We start from the raw sequence: 18,855 nt of genomic DNA on the forward strand, positions 1-18,855 counted from the left end.
CGCCCGCCCACGCCCAACAGGACCGGCGCTAAGGCGACATACTATGTCAGAGCATCTTCCGAGCGCGGAAGTGCGAGCAAGACTGGCCGCTTCCAGCTGCCATGACTGCCTTCGCGCTCCACGATCGCAAGGAGCGCTAACCAGCGCTGACCGGTCGGATCGTCGGCCAGCGCCAACCTTGCTGCGATCTCGAGGCCCCGCGCCAGGACAGCTGGCAACGGCCTTTCCATTGATTGCGCTGCCAGGAGGCTTGCGTCTTCGTGCAACTGAAATCCAATCGTCCAGTCACGAAGAACATCGTGCCGAAAGGTTACGCTTGCGCCCTTGGTCTCTTCGCGCAGGCTTTCGAGCCGCAACAATTCAGCCGCCGTCGTAGAATCAAGACTGTCGACATTGAAAATCGCCTGCGACGGGTTTGAGATTACCTGCGCACAGAGCGCGCGGAGCACCTTCAAGCGCGCAAATCTCCGGTCATCCTCGGAGCGTCCACCGCCGTAACGCCACCACAAACGCGCGAGATCAAGCTCAGTGGCAATGCCAGCGACTTCTCCAACGCCAAGCTCGACCATACGCGACAGATAGAAGAGGTTTTCGGCAATTCCCTTGGCTGGATGACTGTCAGTCAAAATCAGAGCCAGCGCGCCGTTCTGCGACGACAGTTCGGCCTTTTCTTCATTCGAAAGGGCTCCGACCACCAAGCCGCTTATACCGGCGGTTCTTACGCGTGCGGGGAGCTTCGCTTTCCAATCATCGCTTTCGACGCCGCATGTTGCGACGACGCGCCAGCCCCGGCTGCGGGTTGCTTGTGACAGCAAATCCGTCACCGTCGCCCATTCACCTTGGTCGTCGATCTGGTCGATGTTGTCGACGAACACTATTGCGCCGCCGCCGGCCCCGAGCTCATTGAAGAGCTCTACCTGCGAGCCGGCCCAGCCGATTGTATGGGCCATCGCAGTCCACCCGCCTGGAATAATCCTGCCACGGCGGAGAACCAGGACGCAGCTCTCCCTTTGGACGCGAGCCGCGAGGTGTTTCATGACTGCGGATTTGCCGACGCCGGGCCGGCCCGCGATCAGCATCACCGGATGCTGTTGAAGGAGGCTGTACGCTTCATCGATCAGGGCGTTGCGCGCAAGACGGGCACCGCCAACGGTTTCATCTATCTCATCGAGCGCCTGCTCGGCAGATTCCGCGAGGCGCTCATAGACCGGACGTACATAGCCATGCGCCGTGAAGTGAATTCCATGCTGCTGCTGGAGTGCCGTAACGACCGTGGCCCGATCCATTGCGCCAGCCGCGCGAGCACTAGCGGTGCGCTACGTCAGGCGTTCATCGTCTACCTGCTCAGCCATGACCGCCCGATGTCGGAAGTACTGGCGCCAACGCGCAAGAATATCGAGGATGTTTTCAAGCATGGCTTTATGGGCATGACCCGGGATCCTGTCGAACTCGCCGACTTGCTCGCGGCGAGGACGGCGCTGATAAGGACCACAGTCGGCGATATGCCTGACGATCATCGCAAGTTTCTCATCTCCTTTGAAAAAGGTCAGCCCAATTGGGATTTGCTTGGGGTACCTGACGCAGCCGACTTGCCCGCCGTGCTCTGGCGGCAGCAGAATCTGGACGAACTGTCCCAGAACAAGCGAGCTATTCTCGTCGCTAGGCTTGAAGAGGTCTTGTCAGAAAACGTGTAGTGCCCTGCTGACCCTGTCGATCCAACCAAGACGACGAGGTCGCCAAGTCGATATCTCCTTCGATCTTGGATCGCCGGCGATTTGGAGATCGATGCATCTGCCGCTCATTCGGTGTCGTCTTGGTGGGGCTCCGTAAGGCTAAACCGGACTTCCGGTAACGGATCGTTTTTCGCTTCATCAATCCAAGCCTGCAAGGATCCATCGTCCGCAACACGCTCCTTTAACACTGTGGCCAATTTCACGCACTCTGCGCGCACAAGGGACGCGGTGACAGCCTCCATCGTATTGAGCGCGATATCCTCGTAACGCACGCCGCGAATCTCTGAGATCGTCTCCGTCAGGCGCTTAATGTCATCTTTTCCAAGGAACTCAAGGTTCAGGAGCTTGAGTGCAGCAGCGAGCATAGCTGTAAGGCCAATCGAGCGACGCACTTCGATCGTTGCCATAAGCCGTTCGATCAGAGCTTGCGGCAACTGAGGAAGTGCGCCGCTGCGGACTAATTCGGCCCAGCCGACGATGGCCTCGGCTGCGTTCCCCACTTGTTGGGAATCTGGAGCTAACAATCCCGTACGAAGGTTGGAAATCACATCAGTCGTAAGCTCTGCCGCAGACGGAAGAAAGCGCGGTAACGCCTGCATGCTGCTCCAAGACTTTGCGCGTCGAATGAAGGCGATAAGGGCTTCCGCCCGCGCGGCTGTTCGTTGATCGGCGCGCATGGCGGGCACTACGGCAACGGTCAACAAATTGCCCGCCGCTAGCCGAATGGTATCGTTGAAACTCTTGGCAAACGATATGGCGAACGGGTCTCTGTTGTCCTTTACCTGCTGGAGCTCCCAAGCAACGATCTCGTCAAACATTTCCACCGCCTGATCGGAGGGTATGACGAGCCCGAACTGTGCGGCATTAGCGATTGACGCAAAATGATTAGTCTTCCGGTTCAATTCGCGCGTGTCGATCTGCGCTGACAGCCGCATGACTTCGCGCAAATTCGTGCCAAGCAGCCGAGCCGACACCCTCGCTTGTCTGTCAATACCTTTCATCGCAGGTAGCCGCAGAAACGCACCGGAATTCAAGACTGTATTTGCGGGAAGGCCAGCCTCTTGCGCATCGAGATCTGACCAAAGGGCGTTTCCAAACGCTGTCGTTTCGTCAGGCTTGAGTGCCCCTCTGACGGCGAGATAGGCGAGCTGCGAAATGGCTTGCTCCCTGTCGCTGTTGCCCTTTCGCGCGAGAGTCAAGAGTTGACCCACACGATGATCCCAACGGGTATCACCAGCTTCCCGAGTTGGCGGTACATTCCAAATGTCAAAAACAACCTGCGGCCAGCGATGGTTCTCACCAACACCTTTCTCCGAAGGCAACGGAAACTCGAGCACGGTCAATGCGAAGGCGCCTCGCTGTGCAGGAGGGATAGCTTTAACGGCGTACTTCGCCAATTCTCCGATGGCCTCAACCAACCAGGGGTGCGTGACAAGAGGCTCTTTCGCCAGTTCGATCGCTCTACGCAATGCTTGAGCTGCCTGATCCGGGGTCATCCGAACCGTCAGGCGCGATAGGACCATCAGCATCAGGCGTAGCGCATCGATCGCGTAGCCTAGATCGTTCTGAAGCTCTGGGCTGCGCGCTTCCTTGACCCGGAGCGCCCACAACGTGACGGCAGCGTCGACGGTCGAAAGAAGCGTTGAGACTGTTGCAACCGGTATTCGTGCTGTCGCGATCCGACTGAAATGGCGCTCGAATGATTTGTCGGAATGAGACTGCAGCGCACGGAAAAGCCAGACGTACCATTCTGGATCGACTTGAGGTGCAGCCTCAACGACAGAGCGTGCCACCGATGCACAAAGATCAACCCGATTGATCCGGAGAGGTAGGCCGGTATGTTCAATCAGCTGGTCGAGCTCGTAGAGCAATTCGACACCCGGGTCTGAACCCATGTGTATCGTCGCAGATCCCTCGCGATAATGGCCGGGCTCAAATGCCGGCTGAACTGCCACGGCGTCTTCGCTGCGCTTCTTCACGACCTCGGCGGCGCGATTTTCGACATGCTCAATCTCTCTCCGAGGGTCGATGTCGAGTTGCTTGAAATTTCTAGGAAGAGGGGGGCGGTCGGCCCGACCGATGGCATCCCATATATCGCACGCCCTGTTGATCCAACTTGCCCAGGCCAAATGCGATTTGACCACCAATGAATTGCGATCGAGCCTGTGGCGGCGTTCTAGTTCCGCTGTTCCGTCTCTGATCAACTTTGTTGCTTTTGCATATTCGCCGAGCTCGCTATGCAAGGCAGCACGCCGCAACTTCCAAATCGGGTCTTCCAGCGTTAGCTTGGCAAGGCGCGTAGCCAGCGCCACGAAATCCATCCGATCACGCGCACGCAAGCACCATTGATATTCTGCCTCTTGTCGCACGGCCGCGTCGGATGCAGCTCGGGCATCAATGACCGCTGCCCATCGCGTCAAGCTTGCTTCATCGCGCGACACACGCGCGTCACGCATAAGAGCCAAGGCGAACTGCAGACGCAGATTAGGGTCGATATCTGCCGACTCATTGTCAACAATTTCAGCCAGGGCATCGGCAAGCCATATGTCCAAAGGAGCAAACGCGATGGTGCGGTGCCACAGAATTTCAAATAGAGCTTCGGCGCGAAACTTGGGCTCCAAGAGATCGAGCACCGGCTTTCGTCCCAACCAATTCGTGTCGCCTGCGTGAGCTATCAATCGGCGGTGTTGAAGCGGACAAACCAGCCATCCCGGATAGTTCTCGCGGTCGGCCTTAAGTAGCGGAATTGTCTCTCTCAAAAGGCCGGCAGCGAATTCGTTATCTTTGTGAACACGTTGATGTGCATCGCCGCCCGCTTTCATGAATGGGAACTGATTGTTCTGGGTCAATTTCCATTCATTCTGGAGGGGCGGTTTCGCCTTGCCGAGCTCGTCGATAAAAATCCGAGTTGCGGCGGCATGCTGAAGATCTTGCGCCAGCTTTTCCACGAGAGGCGCAAAATCGATCGGCGCAATGTTATGAGCTTCCAAATAGTTTCTGGTTGCTCTTTCCAAACGCAGGTTGCCGACGAGATAGATACGACGTGCGCTGCCTCCGAGATGATCGCGCACCCAGCCAGCCCATTGCAGGAAGTTGGGATCATCGCCAGAGAAGCCAATCAAACACAATTCATTCTCGATAAATATCTGGCGCGCGAGGTTTACAAAGGCCGCATGTTTCACGGGATAGGTCCGATAATCTTCCTCCGCGAAGATGAGGGGACCTGGATCGCCGATCGTTCCGTGCAATTTTACGATACGCGGCGATCGGGCGTGGGTAAGATCGGCTTCGGTTCGCACGATTTCATAGGATTGGTCGCTGCCGTGTTCGGCGCGTTCGAGTAGCGTATCCCAGTTCGTCGTAAGTACGTCGCCCCACGGCAAACTCAGCAGAGCGCCATGCAGCTGTCCCGGCGACCACGACTTATCCGGAAAACGCGTCCTCAGAAAGTCGTCGAGGCCAGCCTGTCCAAAATAGGTTCGATATTCCTCAGCGATGCGCAGAGGGTTTTTGGGTGCTCTTTCCGTATCGTGCGGATAAAGCCGCTCGATCATTTCCGCCATGAGCTCAGACCACAATGGCGGTTCTGGCGTGTCCTCGCCAGGCCGTTCAGCATTCTTGCTAAGCCCCGCGCCCACCAAGACTGAGGCGCCACGAACAGAGCCATCGCGCCACAACGCGCGGGCCAGTTGCTGGAAAGCGGCATAATCAGGGAGATCGGCAATATTGTAAGGTGGTTCAATCATGGCGGCCTAAAATGCAATTTCAACGCCTAGTTTCATCCTCTGTCGACGCTCCGTTTGCAAGCATTTTGCTAACCGCTTGATCGGTCGGCATATGAGGTGCGAAACCATAAGAGGTAAACACCAGCCGCACAGTCAGCGGGTGGGGACAACTCGATTACTAGCCGAGGGCGGTGCGACATGCTCGGATTGAAGATGCGCGGCAAGACAAAAAAAGACCGGGTGATTTTGATGGCGCGTCCGCGAAGCCGGACCGGGCTCTACAAGCTGCGCTTGCCGAGTCTATGCCTCGGCCCATCCAGGTCACGATCCCATCGCGCAAAGATCTGATGTGCTCCTCGCCGGGGGCACTCGGAAAAGGGGCTCGCCCTCGGCGACCGCTCTATCACTGCCCCGCTCCCGGGTGCCGTCTTTAACCGGTCTCGTTGCTGCACTCGTCCCGCATGCCCTGTCGGGTCGCTATGCTCACGCAGCCCTGGTGCCATCTCTGGCGGGCGATGCGCTTTGGCGCACGCCGTTAGAGGGGTCTGCGACCCCACTGCCCGTCAAGGGCAAGACGAGCGCCGCGAGCGGCGCCCTTGACTGCCTTCCCGCTCATTGGCACGGGCCTAGTTCGGGTTCTGGCGAACCCGAAGGGAAAATGTAGTCAAGAATCGCGTTGCGGGTTCAGCGCCAAGGGTTCACTCATCGGTACGGCTAACCGCACTCCTTGATGCGAGCGCTCTGTATTCGAACGCGCTTCGCAATCTCCTGCTTCAGCTTGCGCTGAATGACGCGTTCCAGGCGAGGTGGACGGATCTCATCGAAGATGAGTGGCTTCGTAATCTGGAGGATCGGACGAGACACCGGGTTTCGCAGCGAACGTTGCCGCTCATTCGCAAGCACTTTCCAGAAGTGATCGTTCGCGATTTCGACGCAGACCAGACCATCGCAGATACCGACCCCAAAGACCGCCACGTCGCTGGCGCGGCCGTTGCCGTCGCGCCATGCGTGCTGATCACAAACAACCTCGTCGATTTCGATGTAAAAGAGCTCGCCAAGCTCGGCGTTCGCGTGTTGCCACCGGACGAGTTTCTCGTCGGTTTGTTCGACGAAGCACCGGAATTCATCGGGGCGGCAACGCGAGAGGCGGCGTCGAATCTTACGATGAGTTTGCCCTCGTGGGGCGAATATGTCGCCGACCTGGACAGTAAGGCAGGGTTGAAGAAATTCGCCGCGCGACCGCGTGCGCTCGATTACTATCTAATGAGCGGTCCAAGTCATGCAGCACCGAAAAAACCAGAGTGAGAGCGGAGCTTAGGTCTTCAGGAGCGCCTGCAGGTTCTTGCGAACGGTATCCGAGACCGTGCTGGTTGCCATCGTTCTGACATCGGCGATAGATGCGACCGTCAGTCGAACGTCTGCTGGCTCTGCCGGCCTTCCTTGCATTTGAGTGAAAGGGCCGTCCGTTTCGGTGAGGATGCGATCCAAGGGCATCTCGGTGACCAGGATACGACCCCGGTCCGAGCGGGTCATCTCGGCGTTGACAGAAAAATAGCATCCCAGGGCGGCCGCGCGCTGCATATCGCGCTTACTGCCAGTGAACCAGTGAAGAACGACGGTGCCGCGGTGTTGGGGCAGTGTTTCTCGATCATGTCCAGCACTGTCGGCGCGCTCCTCACGCTGTGGACGGTGAGAATCGTTCCTCCCGCATCCGCGCAGCACTCAAGGATCGTACGAAAAACATGCTTCTGGTGCTCGAAGGATATGTAGAAACGCGGGCCTGCATCCAAGCCGACCTCGCCAACGTAGCGCGTCTCGGCCGGGCGCTTCTTGATCAGACCAGTTACGATCCCCTCGATGAGCGCGATCTTGGCATCTTCGAAACCCTGAAAGCGCCAGCCGTTGAATTTAAGCAAAGAATTTCTTCCTCGCCTTCAAACTTCGCCTCGATCATCTCGAGAACGCTCGATTTCCCGGCGCCCCAATCGCTGTGGACGCCAACGTTTACAGGCTGATCGGGACAATCGCGCAGCAGTTCGATGATCATTGTGGCGATCGCCTCATTGTTGAGGAGATCGATCTTCGTCTCGTTGTCAGTCGGGATCATGGTTGTCCCGTTGGTGATTAATCCTGGCAGTCAAATTGACGCGCTTACCCGCACAGGCGGCCGTCCTTCTAAAGTATGCCGGGCTGGTAGATAGAACAATGAACAGGCAATTTTTTCCGCCGGGCCACGAAGCAGGGAGCCGCAAGAAATGCGGTGTGGGTGGTGAGTACCTAACGAGATCGATGTTGCGTTGATGCAACATAAAGAAACATTCAGCTGAGTGTTCTATCTTTGCTTGTTGCACGTAAAGGTCGAAGCGTATTTCATGCTCGCTTTACTGGGAATTTTGACTCGACGCTAGTTTATTTCTTTGCGGGGGAAGCGATGATTGGATCGCGATTGATCGCGTCGATATTTTGCGCGTGCCTGGTCGGCGCATGTGGTCTCCGTGTTCCAGATATCCAGGAGGTGCCGGGCGATACCGGCGCGGGTCAAATACTCGTTCAGGACATTGTCCAAAGTGTACACTGCGAGGTCGCCGACGCCGTCCAATGGGTTGTCGAGCATGATCCGTTCAAGGGGCGTCCGAACAAGAAGCTGGCATCGTCGTTTCTCGCGACGTGGGGAGTTCAGATAACCCTGAGCCTCACGGTCGAGGAGAAGACAACTCTCAACCCCACCCTGGTCTTCACGCCGCCCACACCGTTGACCTCGGTGTTCACGCTGGCTGGCGCAGGCACCTTGTCGGCCGACGCGACGAGGACCAACAAGCTGAATTTCTATTACACGATACCGCAACTCCTGGATCGGCATTATTGCACCCCCGGCATTCAGCGTGGATCGGCTTCATCACCTCTCATTCAGAATAATCTCAAGACGGTGGAGTGGCTGAACGACTACATCGGTGCTGTTGCGACGCACGAAGCTGATCCCACGCAGGTCGGCTCGTTTCAGCAGAATGTTTTGTCCCACGAGGTCAGGTTTGAGATTCTTTCCAGCGGAGGAATCAATCCAGCCTGGGTGCTCACGCGTGCGAATATCAACCAGAACGGTACACTTTTTTCGACTTCTCGCGATCGCACACATGATCTGACGATTGTGTTTGGCCCGGGCGATTCCAAAGGACTCACGGGGCAGGCGGCGCAGGCGGCATTTGCAGCTGCGCTCATCGGGCTGGAGATTTCAAATCGATTGAGCCCCGCGCGCTAGTGGCGGCGTAATTTCAAGAGGAGCAATTGAGATGGCGACGAAGGCCAAGAAGGCAAAAAAGAAGGCGGTGGCTAAGCTCACACCTTCGGACTACCCGATCTTTATCGATGTGCCGGGTCATCCCGAGCAGGTGGAAAGGTGCGATTGGGATGAGGTGAACAACCAGCCCAACTGTCGGATCATCGAACGCACGCCGCCACGGGATGCGGCCGTGCGACCCGCGGGGCAAGTAGCTGGGATTCACAGGAAACACCGGGCCGCACGCGCATAGCGCTACTCCGACAAGGTGAAAGCCGACACACTGCGTTGTTGCCGGTCATCCGGAAATCGGCATTTCGTCGCAGGCACCTATGGCCGTGCACCAGGTTCGCTACATCGTGAGGCCTCCCAGCGCATGTCCCGCCGAACTCAAGTCGGGATCAGTGCCGGGCGCGTCATGCGAGTTCGACACCGCTTTCGTGGCGGCTTGCGCCATGCGAGAGATTACTCAAACGACCGGAGCATCGAGCAGGCCGCTTGCGCTCCTCTTTGATGAACTCCTCGCCCCGGGCACCAACCAACTTGTGTGGAGGGGTAAGGGGCCAGGGCTTGGTAAGGAGATGCGGCGAGCCTTCTCGGGTCTATTCGGGCGCTTCTTCGCGCGAGCCTACCTGGAGAGGTATTACGGCTTTGCCTGCTTCTCGCCCATCGACGGCAATCCCACCGCGATCTCGAAGCGAATGCGCGTCGCTCGTTTGCCGGGGAGGGGCAGCGAGCTTCCGGACTGGGTATGCGGGGGACCGAAGCGCCTCGCGATTGCCGAGGCGAAGGGAACGAGCCAACCCGGCACCGGCGCGGGAGGCGGAAGGCCTGGACCCATCAAGACCGCAGAAGGGCAGATCCAGGGTGTCGTGATCGAGAAGCTGTTAGGGAGCGGAAGCAAGAAGCGATGGACAGCGCTCAGCACGAAGGGATGGGCGGTGATGTCACGCTGGGGCGCCGAACTCCCACCGCGCGACGCTTTCCTTTTCGCCTTGGATCCCGAGACGCGAGGGGAGCAGCCGTCAAATCACGATCGAGACGAGATGATCCAGGATGTCGCTCGCTCACATGTCGGTCACCTCCTCGCCGGCATGGGTTATGGCGAACTGGCGTCGCCGCTGCTTGTCGGACAACTGAGCGGTGCCAGCCGGCCTCCCGAGGCGGCTTCACTCGACTTGGATGGAGAAGCAGAGACCACCTATTTGGGTGTCCCCGTGGGATCACTTCAAGCTAGGACTTAGCTTGAGCGCAGACGCTCGCTGCAATGCGGGATAAGGTGGCGGACAGAACCAACAATATGTTTCGGATTGTCCTCAGTGGTTGCAAGGTGTAGTTGTGGCGGCGCTCGCATTGCGCAACCGCCAGAGCGCCGATTTTCAGACGTTGTAGATATTGGATCGAAGTCTTGCCGCCTGCTGACGAACGGAAGTCTATCTCGGCGCTTCAATTTTTGCGCGCCGCCCTCAAGGAAAACCCTACTCCGGCCGACGCCGATTTTTTGGCCTCGATCGTCAAAGTTCGCGCGGTCTTGGCTGCGAAGACTGATGTCGACGCGGCCTTCCTCCCTGATCCGGTTCGGGCCGGCTACCTGGAGCGCTCGATTGATGGGATCACGGTTTATGTCCCGTTCAATCTCGTAAGCCTTTTCCGGAAGACCACTTGCACGATCTCGTAGAGACCGCGACTTCCATGGTTCTGAGTAAGGGACATCCCATCTGTCTTAGCGGTAGTGCTACGTTTTTGGGGCGGTCCGTTCCCATCTCAGATCTCGATTTCTGCGAGTATTACCCTTCGCCGATCGTCTCGATGCCTCCACTGATCGCTGAGCGGATCGGCGTCTCGTTGGACAAGCTCCTCGTACGCGTGAATTGGAACGAGGAGAGATTTTTGGCGCCTTTTGACGGTCTGCAGGCCGCGCTGGAGCGGTTGGCCAACGATTCCGTTACCCACGTGAAGCTTGATTTCCTATGGCAGGTTCCCACATTTGGAATGATGCCGACGACAAGTATGATATTGAAAATAAACGGGAATTTCGATGGGGTTGCGCTGGCGCGGTCCCAGGTGCACCAGGAGGCCGTGATCTGCCGCGGCGATCCGCCGCGCGACGTTTTCGGGATCTTGGAAATTTCCAGTTATCTGGAGTTTCTTCGCAAGGAAGTGTCCAAATATTTAGCATCCGGGCGCGGGCGCGGGCGCGGGGGCGGGTCCGCGGACTCGCTGAAGGCCATGAAGAGGGCACTATCGTTGCTCCTGCTGATAGGAGCCGAGCAAGACCATGAATTGCATACTGAATTGGAGGCCCTTATCGAAGACTTGGCCAGCCCCGCGTTTGAGGGGATCGTGGTGGAAAAGCGTCTTTCGGAGCTTTCCGAACTCGCTGAACATGTCGATCCAAAGTTCAACCGGGACGCTCGAGCCGACCTGGATAGGCTAAAGTTAGGATTTAAGGATATTATACCGAACGACGAAGTGCGAGAATTGGTGCTGCGTGGAGCGTCGGAGTCGGCGTCCGCCCTTGAGGGCATCATTGAGGGATTGTTTGCGACGGCAAAGGGATCGGCACAGTAAGCAATGTCCAAGACCGAGCTGATCGACACGATATTGACGTACGTTCCGGCCACCCGTCGGCTGGACGCGCAGGCTCGTGAGAATCTCCAGAGCATGTCGGAAGGAGAACTTTCTTCGCTTGCCGAGGAAGTAACGGGTGCTGCGGCGTTCGCCCGCGAGGTACTTCGCCAAGAGAGCTCTGAGGTCAAGACAAAGAAAATCATCTCGGAGGGCACGGCGCGTCTCCGTACGGCTCGCTCTCATTTTGCTGAGGCAAACCGACTGCTACATGAACGTAAAGCTAAGAAAGCTGCCGAGCAGGCCGCTGCGAGTGAAAGTGTTGCTCAGGCAATCGAAGTATCTAAGCCCCGAGGATGGGGGGCTCCATTTGCACCCAACGTTGAGAGAGCTGCAGCCCACCTAAAGGCAATTCGGGAATCCGAGGAAGTCATCGAAAGTGCGTCTAAACAGCTCGGCTCATTCCTCATTGAAAGTTTGCTCGACATTGAAAAGCGTCTCGGTGACGCCGAGCCGATGGCGGAGCAATTTCGGGACTTCCTTCAAACGGCGTCTGCGACCGGCTCGGTGCAGCAATTCCTTCTTGCTCGAACCACGTCGATGCTGCTCGAGACTTGGGATCTTCTTTTGGATCGGAGAAGTCGCGAAGCGGACCCCGAAACCTTGGCCGTTGAAGCGACTTTCATGTCTGTTCTTCGCAAGGTGCGAAATGAAATTGTCCATAGGCCTGCCATCTACGATCCGCATTTGCTTGCCGAGCACGAGGATGTGGTGGTTGAGACCCGAGCCATAGAAGGATTGGCTTTGCTGGGAAGCCGGCTGCTTGATTACAAACCTGATCTGCTCGTCAGCCTGGATCAGGGAGGGCAGGTGGTCGGCAAGCTGTTGGATGCTCAATTCCGTCCGGACCTGCGGTTTAGGCACTTTTCAGCCTCGAGATCTGGCGGCTGGAATATGTCGGAGGATCACACGCGAGGCGCAAAGTCTGCAAACAGGATACTCGTCATTGACGACATTGCGCGCAGCGGAGAAGCTATTTCCGAAGCGTGTTCGTTTGTGAAGGCGAGATATCCCTCCGCGGACGTGCGTGCAATGGTAGTCGTCGGCACGGCGCCGGCGAAGCAGCGATTGGGCGAGACGCTTTATATGCCGAACTTGGCGCTTAATCTGACCGTCCGGGTGCCGTGGAAAACCAGGGGGGATGCGGCGTTCAAGCGAGCCAAAAATGCCTATGTGTTGGGTGCCGCCGAGCAAGTGCTCGAGGTACCCCGCGATATGTTCGAACGCCTTGTTAAACGATATCAGGCGGCTCTCAGCAGGTAGCTGCCTCGCGGGGTACCCAGTCGAGGCGGCGCGCCCAAGTCTTTAGATCATCCGATAGTTTCCTGCCATATTTGCCTGCGCGGGCCTTGTCTTTTGGACCGCTCCCGAAATGATCGGCAGGCTTCTGTTGAGCCATGGCCGCGGTTACGGGATCATAGGATATCGCGATAAGCGCTGCTGCCTGTCGCTTCGCGACGAATTTCACCTAATCCAAAATCGGTGACCAAGCTATTCGCTGGGGACCGAGACTTGCATGCTTCTCGTGTTTGGGTTGTAGTAGCGCTTTATTTCTAGAGAGGGCCTTGCTTGATGTTTCGTTTCGGTTTGATTTTTTCCATCATTTTTGCGTTTTCGCCCGTTTCTCACGCTCAACAGGCGGGCAGGGGATCTACAGGTACGATGTCGATACGATCGATTCCTCAATTAAGTGCGAGCTCAGTGAGGTAGCCAAGCTGTACGGGCCACAGCGAGCGCGCGGGCCGGTCATGACGGCGTTTGTTGCCGTTACCGGTACCGAAACGCTCACGAAGAAGGTTGGCGGCAATCTGTTCATCGGGGCGACGTATGAGACGTTCACCGTACGGACTCGAGCCTTCAAGAAGCGCCGCAACATCAATGTCGACAACAACGTCAACTGCTCCAAATCCTTCGTCGTCAGCGTTGGCGTGTACTCCTGCTTCGTCGACCAGCGGCATCGTTTCTTTTCTTGGGAAACGATCAGCTGCAGCGAAAGCTCAATGGCCTCGATGGACCTGAGCGCTGGCGTCAAGACCAACTGGATCGTCGAGGCCTCGATCACGGGGGACTTGGTGAGCAAGCGCGAATGGAAAATCGAGATCGTTGCTCCGCTGGAGAAATAGCTGCCTTTCGGCAGCTATAATCGTTCTGAAGCCATGCGAGCCATTGCCCCGCAGCTGGTGCAACTATGGTATTCTCTGCAACCAATCGAGCACAGCTCTCACGACCAATTCGGCAGTTGCCTTTGCTGCGCGGGCCTCATCCGGACGAACGTCGAGAGGGCCGCCGGGGTAGTCGGATAGCATGCGCCCGGCATGGATTCGCTGCCTGTTGCGGATCAGGATTTCGGCCTGCGCCTTAGTCGACAGATCGAGGATAGCGGAAGGACCACCCGACGCGGCGCTTGCGACGAGCTTTTCGATCTTCCACGTTTGAGGATCTCTCTCATAGTCAGGAGAAAGGAATTGACCGTTCTTGCGAGCGTGGCGCATGACGAACGTCAATGCGCCCTCGACAAGTGCGGCGGCCAGCACGGACGCCGCTACCGGCGCCAAACCTGGGTCGAGAACTCGAAGCTCTGCGCAGGTATGGGTCCACCAAAGACGAAACGGCGCGTAGCCAAGTTTGTCGAGCTCATCGGCGAAGGCGCTGAGCGGTTCGACATGTTTCGGTCGGCCGTCGGTCCTTCTGGCTATGATATCCTTGACGAGACCATAGGCTCGCTCTCGATGCGGTCTTCGCTGGCGCTGGGGATGGAACCCCAGCTGGACACTGGGCAGTTGTTGAACTCCTGTGGAGTTCGCGAACTTGATGATGCCATCCGCGTCGAGCAGCTGACCCGCCATCACCTGCCAGGTAATGGCGACTTGGACGTCATCTCGGGCAAGCCCTGCTGCGATTGCTCGTTCAACAAGGACTCTCCGCTCGATCGCAGCTTTCGCAATTCCTTCCGATCGGACGAGACCGTTAAGCTCCGTGACGACAAAATCGAATGCATCGAAGTTTCGATAGTCAGGATCTTCGTGGAAATAAAACCTCCAGAAACTAGTTTCTTGGGGCGAGGGGATCAAAAGGCGAGTGCCCGCGCGACCGACTCCGACGTGGCGAAGCGCATCATTGATCTCGCCGTCTTGATAGCCGGCTCGTCTTCCAATTTCACCCAGCTCTTGAAAAGAGAGACCGGGAGAAAGGGGAGCGATCAACACGCTGCACTCAAGTGCATTCTTGAGAAATTCAATGAGCTGCTGATTCATACGCTCCGGCCACTCGTTGCAGCGGCAGATGATAGACTCGCGCGATTGTTACCGGCTTATATGAATTGTTTCAATGAGTTATTAGGGGCGCCGTTCGCCTGATTTCGGTCGGCTTCCGGTCCTGTGCTGTATGACCCCTTCCGAACAGGTTCCGTTCAAGAGAGCGACAGCGGTCAGTTGTGGCGTGAACCATCATCATCACGGAGGCCCGCAACATGCCAACAGATGGTGTTAACTCTGGCAGCGCTGCGAGATGGCCTCTCGCGGCAAACCGAGTCGCGTCCATATTGCGGACGGTGCGGACGACGAGAGTTCCGTTCACGATCGCGATCATGGCGACCTACATGCTGTCGAGCGTGCCCCAGGTGCGAGAGGTCTACCGGGCGATGGCCGAGGATTTTCTCGTTCACCTCCCGCAACTACTTTTCGCTCTTCCTCTCCTGCTAATAACTTCAATGGCTTTTTCACTGAGCGCCAGGGAACTTTTGCGCGCCGGTCATGTCCGAGACGGGAATCGGTGGCTCAGAAAGCTACTACCGATCATTTGCTCAATCCTTCCCTCGCTGGGCCTCGCGGTTGGTATGTTTGCCGCGGCAAGGGAGACCTTTATTGGCTCGCCGCCGCCGGAGACTTTGGCAAAATTACCTGAGCTGGCGACACTCATTGAGAGCCTCCGCAAAGCGGCCAATGTTCTCTATGTTGAGGCTGCCATCTGCGCAATTGTGACTGTTTGGCTTTTACTGCCCGGAAGGGGGCTTCGATTGTCACGAGTTTACAGGCGACTTGCGGGGCGCCTCACCAGCATAAGAGGCCTTGCGATCTTCAGTGGGGTCTGCCTGATCTATTTTTCGGTGTTCTCTGTTTCGGGTGCCCAATTGATCGGGCCGCTGGGAATATTTCTGCTGTCGCTAATCGGAATAACGTCGGTTGGAGCGTGGCTCACGAAAGTCGGCGATCGCATTGGCGTTCCGCTATTAAGTGTGATCGTGCTCGCGGCGCTGGTGTTGTCCTACTTCGACCTGACCGACAATCACGAGGTCTTGCTTTCGCCCAGTGATCATCCAAGACTCGCTCGCTCGGTTAAGGAGTTCGAGAATTGGTATGAAGCTCGGGAGGATCGGAAGTGGTACGAAGACCAGAAAGTTCCCTATCCAGTGTTCATTGTGGCTGCATCTGGTGGCGGTCTCTATGCCGCGCAGCACGTCGCAAGGGTCCTTTCCCGGATCCAGGATAGATGTCCAAATTTTGCCCAACATGTCTTCGTCATTAGCGGCGTCTCGGGAGGAAGCCTCGGAGGCGCCGTGTTCTCAAGCATGGCCAAGACAATGGCGCCGAACGGCCCACATGCCGACTGCAGTCTCGCGACACAACAGCAAGGACAGTTTGAATCCACGGCCGATCGCTTTATGGGGCATGACTTCTTGTCCCCCGTACTTGCCGCGGCTCTCTTCCCCGACGCGGTGCAGCGCTTCTTGCCGGCATGGACATCGCGCTTCGATCGGGCACGCGCCTTCGAGCGAAGCATTTCAAATGCCTGGATCAACGTCCCATCAAAGTCAGTCGACGATGTGTGGTCCAAGCCGTTCCTGGACCACTGGGACCCGAAAAAGTCCGCGCCTGCGTTGGTCCTGAACCTCACCAATGTCGAGCATGGCAACCGCGTAGCAGTCACACCATTCACCATCATTGATTGGGGCGAGGTCGGGAACATCGTTCCGCTGTCCAACCTGGCCGAATTTCATACTCTGGCCAGGGTTCGCACCGGTGACAGTTCATCGGATCAGCTGAGGGATATTTCATTGGCGGCCGCGGTGTCGCTCAGTGCCCGCTTCCCGTGGATTATGCCGGCGGGTCGCTTTCGCTTTCAGGATGGCTCCGCACGAATGGTCGATGGCGGGTATGTCGAGAACTCGGGATCCGAAACTGCGTTCGACCTGATCTATTCGCTTTCGCGATTCTATAATCAGGATGACCGGCTGAGGCAGGGAAAACCTCCCGTACGCTTTCTTGGAATTGCGGTTACAAACCTTCAGATTCTGCAGCACCCAGGCGGCTTTGGGTTGGGGGAAGCTCTTTCGCCAATCAGAACCATGTTAAGTGCGCGAGATACGCGAGCCGTCGTTGCCTTGGGCAACCTCAGCCGGTTTGCCGAGCTGTGCTACACGTATCCGGAATGCGGCAAAAGGGTCGACATGGTTTCTTTCATGCTCAACCTTTATGACTACGATTTGCCGCTTGGCTGGCTGCTCGCGCCTTCGACACGAGATATCGTCAGACTTCATAGTGGTGTGATCCGTAGGGCAGGCACATACTTAGGCGGAAGTAATATTGACGAGCGAACCAAGTTTGGCCGCCTTGGTGCCTATGTGTCGGACAATGACGGATCGGCATGCAAGGTTGCGGCTTTGCTGGATGCGAAAGATCGCAATTGCGACTGATCCTGCAGGTGCAGCATCGGATTGGGTCCGCAGGGAGCGCTCGTGTTCGGCCTTGCTGCGGCATCTAAAGGACCGGGAAGGCGAGGTCTTGTCAATTTCGGCGGCGGGGCCACTGGCACTGTCGGGAGCGAGGCCTATCTACTTAGATTATATAAAGCATTTAGCGGGAGAGCGCTTTGGCGGTTCTTTTCTTTTCCTATAGTCACAAGGATGAGGGACTCCGCGATCAGTTGGAGACGCATTTGCGGATGCTCCAGCGTCAAGGGTTTATCGAGGCCTGGCATGATCGCCGCATTCTCGCGGGTACACCCCTGGATTCCAGCATTGATGCGCAAATGGAACGGGCCGATATCGTCCTGCTGCTCGTGAGTTCAGATTTCCTTGCATCCGAATACTGTTATGAACGTGAAATGCAGCGCGCTTTGGTGCGTCACAGGGAAGGCGCTTGTGTCGTGATACCGGTGATCTTGCGTCCCTGCGATTGGCGTGACGCCCCCTTCGCTCCCTTGATGGCCCTTCCGACCGACGGCAAACCGGTGACAAAATGGCCAAATGCCGACGAGGCATTCCTCGAGATCACGACGGGGATCAAGAAATTGGTGAAGACGCGCAATGGCCGCGTACCGAAGCCCGCCGTTCCGTCGGTCGCTGCAATGCCGTCAACGGGTGCGACTGCGGCCGCCCCCACGCGGTCAAGTAATCTTCGTATCACACGCAGGTTTTCCGATCGCGATTGTGACAACTTTCGGCATGAAGCGTTCGAATTCCTGTTTAAATTCTTCGGCAACTCTATCGCCGAGCTTAAGGCGCGACACGAAGATATCGATGGGGAAACACGACGGGTCGATGCAAACGCGTTCACAGCGCTGCTCTATCGCGATGGCGCTGCCGTTGCGGAATGCACGATTTTTATGGGGCAGGAACACTTTGCCGGCGGGATCGCCTACGCAAACAAGATCGCCAATTCGCGCTCAGCATTCAATGAGTCGCTGTCGGTCCAGAGCGACGAACAAGCATTGTTCCTGAAGCCGCTTGGGATGAGCATGAGCGGAACCCGAGGAGACGATGACAAGTTGTCCATGCAGGGAGCCGGTGAATACTACTGGTCGATCTTCATCGAGCCGTTGCAGCGAGGGATCCGATGACATCCAACACGATCGTGGACCGCACGAAGGAACTTCTCGCGACCCCGGCTACGCGGCTTGCTCTGGACGACCACGTGACCGCAGTGCTTCGCCGGACGCTCGATGCGCTTTCAGCAGATACGTTTTCGGTCGCAGGGAACGAGGGAGAGCAGGATTTTACTGTCAGGGTCACTGCGTATGACGCCGCTGTGGCAGATCTGCGGAGCATAGTTGTCCTACTAGCGCGCTGGGGTGACCGGGATGCCGCGCTGCTGCTCGAAAAGGTGTTTGCTCGGCTTGTGGACCGTGCAAATCGTGATCACGGGGGCTCGGTTGTATGGCTGCGTCTCGCTTGGTATCCGACCGCATCAATCCTGTATGCCGCAGGCATCGCGGCGCTATGACATTCTGCACGCACTTCTGGCGACGCCCGCCTATCCCATGGATGGCCCTATCAGGCAGGGCAACGACTACATGATCACGCTGGTTTTCGGGGAGCTCCGACAGATCGAAGACTGGTTCAAGAAGCTGCCCGGACGCGAGCGACAGTACGTACCGCGCAGCGAGCATCTCCACCAACTGATTGGTCCTCTGCTGGAGGACTTGCTTTTTCTTGGCCAAAGCTACGATCCACTTTTCGACCGCTTCGAGCTATTCCTGGCGCTGACCTGCGGATTCC

17 protein-coding genes and 1 pseudogene are annotated in these 18,855 nt (G+C 57.3%); 13 read left to right on the forward strand and 5 right to left on the reverse strand.

The features are described from left to right. Positions 1–41: 41 nt before the first annotated feature. Entirely contained in the window at positions 42–1,079 is a 1,038-nt protein-coding gene (locus H8B02_RS16895; RefSeq protein ID WP_312000969.1) for an AAA family ATPase, read from the reverse strand. Here H8B02_RS16895 and H8B02_RS16900 point away from each other — a divergent pair. Further along, positions 1,011–1,694: a hypothetical protein gene (locus H8B02_RS16900; RefSeq protein WP_229167283.1), complete on the forward strand. Its 684-nt coding sequence runs from the start codon at positions 1,011–1,013 to the stop codon at positions 1,692–1,694. The genes H8B02_RS16895 and H8B02_RS16900 overlap by 69 nt on opposite strands. 104 nt (positions 1,695–1,798) lie before the next feature. Here the strand turns inward: H8B02_RS16900 and H8B02_RS16905 are convergent, their stop codons facing one another. Beyond that, positions 1,799–5,479 carry an SIR2 family NAD-dependent protein deacylase gene (locus H8B02_RS16905; RefSeq protein ID WP_229167267.1) on the reverse strand — a complete coding sequence of 1,227 codons (3,681 nt, stop codon included), beginning with the start codon at positions 5,477–5,479 and terminating at the stop codon, positions 1,799–1,801. An 861-nt stretch (positions 5,480–6,340) separates the two neighbouring features. On the opposite strand from H8B02_RS16905, the gene H8B02_RS16910 reads away from it, so the two are divergent. Continuing rightward, positions 6,341–6,763 carry a VapC50 family PIN domain-containing toxin gene (locus tag H8B02_RS16910; protein ID WP_229167268.1) on the forward strand — a complete coding sequence of 141 codons (423 nt, stop codon included), beginning with the start codon at positions 6,341–6,343 and terminating at the stop codon, positions 6,761–6,763. A 9-nt stretch (positions 6,764–6,772) separates the two neighbouring features. On the opposite strand, the pseudogene H8B02_RS48980 reads toward H8B02_RS16910, so the two are convergent. Beyond that, a pseudogene (locus tag H8B02_RS48980) lies at positions 6,773–7,374 on the reverse strand (TatD family hydrolase). Beyond that, positions 7,302–7,565 (reverse strand): P-loop NTPase fold protein, encoded by a 264-nt coding sequence (locus H8B02_RS16920; protein WP_229167269.1) that lies wholly within the window; start codon positions 7,563–7,565, stop codon positions 7,302–7,304. Before H8B02_RS16920 ends, H8B02_RS48980 begins: the two are co-directional and overlap by 73 nt. Positions 7,566–7,904: 339 nt before the next feature. Between H8B02_RS16920 and H8B02_RS16925 the strand changes: the two genes are divergently transcribed. The 7 genes from H8B02_RS16925 to H8B02_RS16955 all read left to right on the forward strand — a co-directional run bounded on the left by H8B02_RS16925 (position 7,905) and on the right by H8B02_RS16955 (position 13,483). Beyond that, positions 7,905–8,714, forward strand: coding sequence for a hypothetical protein (locus H8B02_RS16925; protein ID WP_229167270.1), 810 nt, complete (start codon positions 7,905–7,907; stop codon positions 8,712–8,714). Between the two features lie 31 nt (positions 8,715–8,745). Beyond that, positions 8,746–8,985, forward strand: a complete 240-nt coding sequence (locus H8B02_RS16930; RefSeq protein ID WP_229167271.1) for a hypothetical protein — start codon at positions 8,746–8,748, stop codon at positions 8,983–8,985. A 328-nt stretch (positions 8,986–9,313) separates the two neighbouring features. After that, positions 9,314–9,976 carry a hypothetical protein gene (locus H8B02_RS16935; RefSeq protein WP_229167272.1) on the forward strand — a complete coding sequence of 221 codons (663 nt, stop codon included), beginning with the start codon at positions 9,314–9,316 and terminating at the stop codon, positions 9,974–9,976. 164 nt (positions 9,977–10,140) lie between these two features. Further along, positions 10,141–10,410 carry a hypothetical protein gene (locus tag H8B02_RS16940; RefSeq protein WP_229167273.1) on the forward strand — a complete coding sequence of 90 codons (270 nt, stop codon included), beginning with the start codon at positions 10,141–10,143 and terminating at the stop codon, positions 10,408–10,410. 131 nt (positions 10,411–10,541) lie between these two features. Further along, positions 10,542–11,303: a hypothetical protein gene (locus H8B02_RS16945; RefSeq protein ID WP_229167274.1), complete on the forward strand. Its 762-nt coding sequence runs from the start codon at positions 10,542–10,544 to the stop codon at positions 11,301–11,303. 3 nt (positions 11,304–11,306) lie between these two features. After that, the gene (locus tag H8B02_RS16950; protein ID WP_229167275.1) at positions 11,307–12,623 is read left to right on the forward strand and encodes a phosphoribosyltransferase; all 1,317 of its coding nucleotides are present in this window, start codon (positions 11,307–11,309) and stop codon (positions 12,621–12,623) included. Positions 12,624–12,925: 302 nt separating this feature from the next. Then, positions 12,926–13,483, forward strand: coding sequence for a hypothetical protein (locus H8B02_RS16955; protein ID WP_229167276.1), 558 nt, complete (start codon positions 12,926–12,928; stop codon positions 13,481–13,483). A 63-nt stretch (positions 13,484–13,546) separates the two neighbouring features. On the opposite strand, the gene H8B02_RS16960 is transcribed toward H8B02_RS16955, so the two are convergent. After that, complete coding sequence (locus H8B02_RS16960; protein WP_229167277.1) at positions 13,547–14,614, reverse strand: hypothetical protein; 1,068 nt, start codon at positions 14,612–14,614, stop codon at positions 13,547–13,549. Between the two features lie 332 nt (positions 14,615–14,946). On the opposite strand from H8B02_RS16960, the gene H8B02_RS16965 reads away from it, so the two are divergent. The 4 genes from H8B02_RS16965 to H8B02_RS16980 all read left to right on the forward strand — a co-directional run. Continuing rightward, the gene (locus H8B02_RS16965; protein WP_229167278.1) at positions 14,947–17,052 is read left to right on the forward strand and encodes a hypothetical protein; all 2,106 of its coding nucleotides are present in this window, start codon (positions 14,947–14,949) and stop codon (positions 17,050–17,052) included. A gap of 176 nt (positions 17,053–17,228) precedes the next feature. After that, positions 17,229–18,197: a toll/interleukin-1 receptor domain-containing protein gene (locus tag H8B02_RS16970; protein WP_229167279.1), complete on the forward strand. Its 969-nt coding sequence runs from the start codon at positions 17,229–17,231 to the stop codon at positions 18,195–18,197. Beyond that, on the forward strand, positions 18,194–18,580 hold the full coding sequence (locus tag H8B02_RS16975) for a hypothetical protein (RefSeq protein WP_229167280.1): 387 nt from the start codon (positions 18,194–18,196) through the stop codon (positions 18,578–18,580). Before H8B02_RS16970 ends, H8B02_RS16975 begins: the two co-directional genes overlap by 4 nt. Next, positions 18,555–18,855 (forward strand): hypothetical protein (locus tag H8B02_RS16980; protein ID WP_229167281.1); only part of this gene is annotated, 301 nt, incomplete at its 3' end. The genes H8B02_RS16975 and H8B02_RS16980, both read left to right, overlap by 26 nt.

Source organism: Bradyrhizobium altum, assembly GCF_020889705.1.
Lineage (GTDB): Bacteria > Pseudomonadota > Alphaproteobacteria > Rhizobiales > Xanthobacteraceae > Bradyrhizobium > Bradyrhizobium altum.